The sequence below is a fragment of the Microcystis sp. M179S2 genome, assembly GCF_020245805.1.
GTDB classification, from domain to species: Bacteria; Cyanobacteriota; Cyanobacteriia; order Cyanobacteriales; family Microcystaceae; genus Microcystis; species Microcystis aeruginosa.
The window spans coordinates 1-6,837 of record NZ_JADBUE010000013.1; the positions used below are offsets into that span (position 1 = coordinate 1).

General features: G+C 45.0%; 7 protein-coding genes. 5 read left to right on the plus strand and 2 right to left on the minus strand.

Annotation, left to right across the window (positions count from 1 at the left end; genetic code table 11):
- Positions 1-125: 125 nt before the first annotated feature.
- Entirely contained in the window at positions 126-308 is a 183-nt protein-coding gene (locus tag IM500_RS00700) for a hypothetical protein (protein ID WP_190721751.1), read from the plus strand.
- Positions 305-562, plus strand: a complete 258-nt coding sequence (locus IM500_RS00705; RefSeq protein ID WP_190721750.1) for a Txe/YoeB family addiction module toxin — start codon at positions 305-307, stop codon at positions 560-562. The genes IM500_RS00700 and IM500_RS00705 overlap by 4 nt, the downstream gene beginning before the upstream one ends.
- Before the next feature lie 326 nt (positions 563-888).
- Here the strand turns inward: IM500_RS00705 and IM500_RS00710 are convergent, their stop codons facing one another.
- The gene (locus IM500_RS00710; protein WP_190721749.1) at positions 889-2,112 is read right to left on the minus strand and encodes an ABC transporter substrate-binding protein; all 1,224 of its coding nucleotides are present in this window, start codon (positions 2,110-2,112) and stop codon (positions 889-891) included.
- 272 nt (positions 2,113-2,384) lie between these two features.
- Here IM500_RS00710 and IM500_RS00715 point away from each other — a divergent pair, with 272 nt between their 5' ends.
- From IM500_RS00715 to IM500_RS00725, 3 genes are all read left to right on the plus strand, one after another.
- Positions 2,385-2,690 (plus strand): DUF6825 family protein, encoded by a 306-nt coding sequence (locus tag IM500_RS00715; RefSeq protein WP_190721747.1) that lies wholly within the window; start codon positions 2,385-2,387, stop codon positions 2,688-2,690.
- Between the two features lie 90 nt (positions 2,691-2,780).
- Complete coding sequence (locus IM500_RS00720) at positions 2,781-4,469, plus strand: ABC1 kinase family protein (RefSeq protein ID WP_287737412.1); 1,689 nt, start codon at positions 2,781-2,783, stop codon at positions 4,467-4,469.
- Positions 4,470-4,513: 44 nt separating this feature from the next.
- Positions 4,514-5,239: a Stp1/IreP family PP2C-type Ser/Thr phosphatase gene (locus tag IM500_RS00725; RefSeq protein WP_287737413.1), complete on the plus strand. Its 726-nt coding sequence runs from the start codon at positions 4,514-4,516 to the stop codon at positions 5,237-5,239.
- A gap of 37 nt (positions 5,240-5,276) precedes the next feature.
- Here the strand turns inward: IM500_RS00725 and IM500_RS00730 are convergent, their stop codons facing one another.
- A complete protein-coding gene (locus tag IM500_RS00730) occupies positions 5,277-6,677 on the minus strand; it encodes an ankyrin repeat domain-containing protein (RefSeq protein ID WP_341275496.1) in 1,401 nt (466 codons plus the stop codon).
- Positions 6,678-6,837: the final 160 nt, after the last annotated feature.

The window sequence follows — 6,837 nt, forward strand, 5'->3', positions numbered from 1 at the left end:
ATATATTCTGAATCGTAAGTTATAACTATTATAATCTCATTTCTCTTTGTGATCAGGTTCAAGATTTTCTAGTTTTTGACTGCTATAAGCATTAATACTCATTGCACAAGTGAGATGCTCCCTTCTTGTCCCTCGACTTACCAGAAGGAACAGTTGTCGAAGCGATTTTATTGATTAAAGAAGCTGCTGAAATGGATGAAACCGACTATCTGCTTTCCACAGAAGCTAACCGTCAACATCTCCAAGAGGCAATAGAATCTCTGAAAAATCCTGATAGTTATATTTATGTAGATGCTGCTAACTTATGAGGAAAGTCGCCTTTCTAACCCGAAGTTTTGATGAGTTTAATCAATGGGCGCTCGCAGACAAAAAAGTTGACGCTAAAATTGTCAGCCTGATTAAAGATGTTCAAGGAGAGCCTTTTTCTGGATTAGGAAAACCAGAAGCATTAAAACATGAACTATCAGGATTGTGGTCACGACGCATTACAAAAGAACATCCCCTAGTTTATAGCGTGTCTGATCAAGAAATTGTGATTGTTTCCTGTAAATTTCACTACTAATAATCGCCAGAAATTCCAGAACTAGCTGAGAGCAAGAATTAGGGTAAACGAAAACTTAAGAAGAATTTCTCAAGAAAGGGAAAACCAACCTACATTTTTCTTTTATTCTTGTCCAACACCACCATCGAATACTGTCCTATCCCTAGAGAAATTAATTGAATAGAACATTGCAAGTCAAAACAGGATTATGTTGATTTTGGACTCGACTTTAACACTCTTGAACACTTTAAACAGGATTTAGTATTACACAAGAGCTAGAACCTCTGGAAATGCGTTGCAAGGGAGACCCTTGCAACGAGGTAGAAACGAGAAGAACCACTTACTTATTAATTTTTCACAAAAGTAAATTTACCATTTTTACCATCGGCATCCATTTTAATTTGTGCCACGGAGAATTTATCCTGAATGATTTCTCCTTCGGGAGTAAAAGCAATATCTCCCAAGACAGTGACATACTTACCCGCTAAAATTTCCTGATTTAATTGTTGGCGAATTTGTTCGAGGGAAAGTGTACTGAGTTTATTTTTATCATCTACCCGTTTTAAGGCCTCGACAAAAACTTGAATTCCCGTAAAAGCTTGAGCGGTAAATTGGGGCGGTGCTTTTTTATTTTCTGCTGTATAAGCGGCGACAAAATCCCGATTAATAGGATTATCTAATTCCGGGTTATAAGCTTGAGCAATGATAATGCCATCACATTGAGCTTGACAAACCGGGAAAATATTAGAGGTATTTAAACCGTTGCCACCAATAATTAACCCTTGATAGCCTAATTGTCGCAACTGTTTGACCAAATTGCCCCCGTCAGCAACCAAACCAGAAATAACCACTAAATCCGGTTTAATATTAATAGCGGCGGTGGCTTGGTTTTGAAAATCTGTATCGGTGGTTTGGAATTTCTGCACGGTGACAATATCAAGATTTAAACTCTTTAGGGTTTCTTGAAAAGTTTCCGTTTCCGATTTACTAAAAGCATCATTTTGGGCAAAAAAGACAGCCACTTTTTTAATCTTGGGATCGATTTTTAAAGCGGTTTTAACCGCATTGGGAGCGACCACAGCCACAGGAGCAGACACCCTACCCACATATTCACCGATCTGGGGGATACCTTTAGCCGTGTTAGACGGACCGAGAATGGGAACTTTGGCTCGATCGGCGATCGGACTAGCGGCAAAAGCTTGCTGGGAAAGGGAGGGACCAAGAATACCCACCACCTTATCTTGAGTGATTAGGGTATTAATGGCGTTGATCGCTCCCGGTTCATCCCCGGCCACATCCTGGATAATAACTTTAATCGGTGTTCCATTGACTCCGCCCTTTTTATTAAAATATGTTTCAGCCATCTTGACACCGATCACCTGTTCCTGTCCCAATAGGGCGAGATTGCTGGTTTGAGCTAAAGCTGCACCGATGGGAATAGCAGCAGTGGCGGCGTTTTCTGCGGGACTGGGGTTAGTTTGACCGGTGGGAGTGCCGGAATTACAGGCCACCACTAGACCAAAAGTGACTAGGGATAGTATTAAGGGGATTAATAAACGTTTTCTGAGCATCTTAACTCTCCAGGAGGATGATATTGTTGATGACACTATTATTTCGCTAATCGGGTTGATTTCAGCGATAATTCTCGACGCAATCGGACCGGATTCTGCTCCCTTAGCGCCCTTTCTTTCCTCTAATTTTGTCGATTAACCTCCCCGTCTCACCTCCGTTTTCAGAAAAACGATTTGCCTTTTCTGGTTCTGTCGCCTAACCTAGTAGTTAGGGAATCTATTATCGCCTTTCCCGTCCACAAACCCCGAAGCGAAAACATCCATTTAAGATTATGACTAACCCCGTTATTCACGCCTTTTTCCTCGGACGAGCGATCGCTGAAGTGATCGGTGAACAGCTAGAAGATGCGTTTACCAACGCTTTAAGCGAATTAGGCAAATTTGATGCCGAACAACGGGAAAACCTGCGGCAATTCGTCGAAGAAGTGCAAATGAGAGCCGATCAAGCCATGGAAAAGGGAGTATATACTGGTACAGACTCCAGTGGTTCCTCCAGTGCCGATGTGCAGGAAAACATCGACGAAATGCGGGCCGAAATCGCCCAATTGCGCTCGGAACTAAAAAACTACCGAAATTAACCAAAAAACCTCTTTTAGTCGCTTTAAAGCCCCAAAAACTGCGTGTCAGCCCTTCTACCCGTCCCCGTTACCCCAGAGTTAAACCCAGCAATGCCGGCCCTCCAAGTCGCCAAAAATAGCTATCGTTGGAATCGAGAAAACTATTCCATCAATCGTCGTCGTCTAGATATTTGGCGATTCGTTCTGACTGTACTTTATCAATTCTGGCTCAACGGTAAAAAATGGAGCTATAACGGCGGCTATAGCCAAGAAAAACTCGCCGGCAGACGCAGAAAACAGGCCGCTTGGATTCGGGAAACCATGCTAGAATTGGGACCGACTTTTATTAAAGTCGGTCAACTGTTCTCCACCCGGGCCGATCTTTTTCCCCTCGAATATGTGGAAGAACTCTCGAAACTACAGGATCAGGTTCCCGCATTTACCTACGAACAGGCCAGCAAAATTATCGAGGTATCCCTCGGTAAACCCCTGCATAAACTCTTTAAAAGCTTCGATCCCATCCCCCTAGCAGCCGCTAGTTTAGGGCAAGTTCACCGGGCCCAACTGAACACCGGGGAAGATGTGGTGGTCAAAGTCCAACGGCCCGGATTGAAAAAATTATTTAGTATCGATCTGGCCATCCTGAAAAAAATCGCCCAATACTTCCAAAATCATCCTAAATGGGGTAAAGGTCGCGATTGGACGGGTATTTATGAAGAATGCTGTAAAATTCTCTGGGAAGAAACCGATTATCTCAATGAAGGTCGTAACGCTGACACTTTTCGCCGTAATTTTCGCGGGGAAGATTGGGTCAAAGTACCAAAAGTCTATTGGCGCTACACCTCTCCCCGGGTTTTAACCCTAGAATACCTCCCCGGCATCAAAATCAGTCATTATGAGGCCCTAGAAGCGGCAGGACTCGATCGCAAATTGTTGGCTAAACTAGGGGCAAAAGCCTATCTAATTCAACTACTCAATAACGGCTTTTTTCACGCAGATCCTCACCCCGGCAATATCGCCGTTGATAGTGATGGCTCCTTAATTTTCTACGATTTCGGCATGATGGGACAAATTAAAACCAACGTGCGCGAAAAATTAATGCAGACTCTCTTGGGAATTGCCCAAAAAGATGCCGATCGCGTGGTCACTTCTCTGGTAGATTTAGGAGCATTAACTGCTAATGGTGATATGGGAGCAGTGCGGCGATCGATCCAGTATATGCTCGATAACTTCATGGATAAACCCTTTGAGGAGCAATCCGTAGCCTCTATCAGTGATGATCTCTATGAAATCGCCTACGATCAGCCTTTTCGCTTTCCTGCTACCTTCACCTTCGTCATGCGAGCATTTTCTACCCTGGAAGGGGTAGGCAAAGGACTCGATCCTCAATTTAACTTTATGGAAGTGGCCCAACCTTTTGCCCTGCAATTAGTACATGATATGACAGGAAATAATGGCAGTAATATCCTCGATGAGTTAGGACGACAAGCGGCCCAAGTGAGCAGCACCGCCCTGAGTTTACCCCGACGCATCGATGATACGATCGAAAAATTAGAACGGGGTGATATCCGTGTCCGGGTACGTTCCAGCGAATCCGATCGACTTTTACGGCGATTGGGTATGATTCAAATGGGAACCAACTATACTTTACTCATAAGTGCTTTGGTTATCTCGGCGACGCTTCTATTTGTCAATGGTTTTGGTTGGTTAACTTTAGTACCGATGGCGATTTCCCTGCTTCCGGGGATAGCTCTTGTGAGACTTTGGCAAAAAATTGAACGTCAGGATCGTATGATGTAATCGAGCGCAGGATAATAAATATTGTGTTAGCAGCAGAAATTTCCATGAACAATCTTTCTTTTGGGGGAATGACCGATCCTGGTGTAGTGCGATCGGTTAATCAGGATAGTTATTATATCGACCCCGATCGGCGCTTTTTTATCGTTGCTGATGGTATGGGAGGTCATGCGGGGGGCCAGGAAGCTAGTCAAATCGCCACTGAAACTATCCAAGCTCATCTAGAAGAACACTGGAATTCGCCCCAGGCTGCCGGGGAATTGCTGCAGGAGGCAATTACTGCCGCTAACGAGAAGATTATTGAAGATCAGCTGAAAAATCCCGAAAGACAGGACATGGGGACAACCCTAGTCATGGCTATCTTCCGAGATGATGGCTCTTGGTACACCCATATTGGTGATTCCCGTCTCTATCGCTTTCGTGAGCAAAAATTAGAACAGGTGACGGAGGATCATACTTGGATAGCTAGGGCGATAAAAATGGGCGATCTGTCCGAAGAAGATGGGAAAAACCACCCTTGGCGACACATTTTATTTCAATGTCTCGGTCGTCGCGATTTGCCCCCAGTGACGGTATCTCCCCTCGATGTGCAGTCCGGCGATAGTTTAATTCTCTGTAGTGATGGTTTGACGGAAGAAGTGTCCGACGAGGAAATTAGCGATTATTTGCAAACTGGTGCCGATTGTCAGGAAATTGTCGAGAATTTAGTGGCAGCGGCCAAAAAAGCCGGCGGTTCTGATAATATCACCGTGGTCATGGTAACACAAAATTGAGAGGAAATAGCGATCAGCGCTCGCCAAACTTCCACTCCTACTCGATCGCTCCTGCTTGTTTTAATAAAGAAACGATCGCGTGATGGTGATTAAATTTAGCTAACATTAAAGCGGTCATTCCCCCTTGATTTTTCTGATTTAAGTGCACTTTTCCCCCGTCTAACAAAACTTTAACCGTGTCGAGACAACCGTGATAACTCGCCCACATTAAAGGGGAAGCGCCGCTAAAATCGAGTTTATTGACATCAGCACCGATATCGATTAACCGGCGCACCAGTTGACTATTATTGCCCTCACAAGCTTTCATGAGGACAGTTTTGCCATCGGGATAAACGGCGTTGGGATTAGCCCCGTAGTCGAGGAGATAACGACAGATTTTCGTAAATTTGCGCTGTAGAGCTAAAGTTAACGGTGTTTCTCCCTGCTGAGTTAGGTTAGGCTCCGCCCCCTGTTTTAACAATTCTAAAACGATCGCTTCGTATCCTTGCATCGTGGCGATGATCAGGGGTGTATCACCAAAATGGTTGCGGTGATTGACAAAAGCGCCGGCTTGTAGTAAGGCCTGGACGATCTCTAGATGTCCTTCGATCGTCGCTAGATGCAGGGCCGTTTCTCCCGCCTGATTTTGATTGTCAATACTAGCCCCCTTAGCCAGTAAAAGTCGGACAATATCGAAATATCCCTCGGCAGCGGCGATCATGAGGGCAGTTTCTCCCTCCTCCGTGCTGATGTTTGGATTTGCTCCCGCTTGCAGTAAAGTTTGCCCGCTGCCGAGATTTCCCCTCTCTACAGCCAAAATTAGGGGAGTTTCCCCGGATAAAGTGGGAGCATCGAGGGGCATACCACGGGTAATAAACAATTCGAGGATTTCTGGGCAATTAGCGACGAGAGCCTGTAACCAAGCTTGTTGACGGATTTCTTCATCTACACCACTATCGAGCAGTAAACGGACGATGGCGGCGTAATTTTGTTTGATCGCTACAGATAAAGCCGTATCTCCATCCCGATCGCGCATATTGACCCGAGCGCCGGCGATTAATAACTGTTCTGCGATCGCTGTATGCCCCTTATAAGCGGCAATCATTAGTGCTGGTGTACCATCTTGATTAACCTGATTGACATTAGCACCGGCAGCGATTAGTTGAGGGAGGATTTGACTGTGATTGAGGGCAGCCGCTAACATGAGAGGGCTTAAACCTTGAGGTTGTTTACTTTTGTTGATATCAGCCCCAAATTCTCGCAAAATTGCCACAATTTCCCGATGACCCCCCTGCACGGCATAGATTAAAGCCGTAGTATTTTGCACATCAGTGGCGTTGACATTTGCCCCCTGACTCAGTAAAGCTTGAACCCGCGCCAGATTGCCCTGGCGCGCCGCTTGTATTAACAAGATATCCCAATTAGAAGCCATTAACAGTGACCGATCGGCAGAAAGTATTTTTTCTATTATCGATCTTTCTAGTGGGACTTAGGCGTTTTCGGTCAGCAAAAAAGGCTCAAACCATTACGGGACAAAGGGTTAACCTCGATTTATGATTTTCCTTGATCTATCTGGGTTTCAGCGATTTTGGGCTTCTCGAAGTAAATCCCAAGCGGGG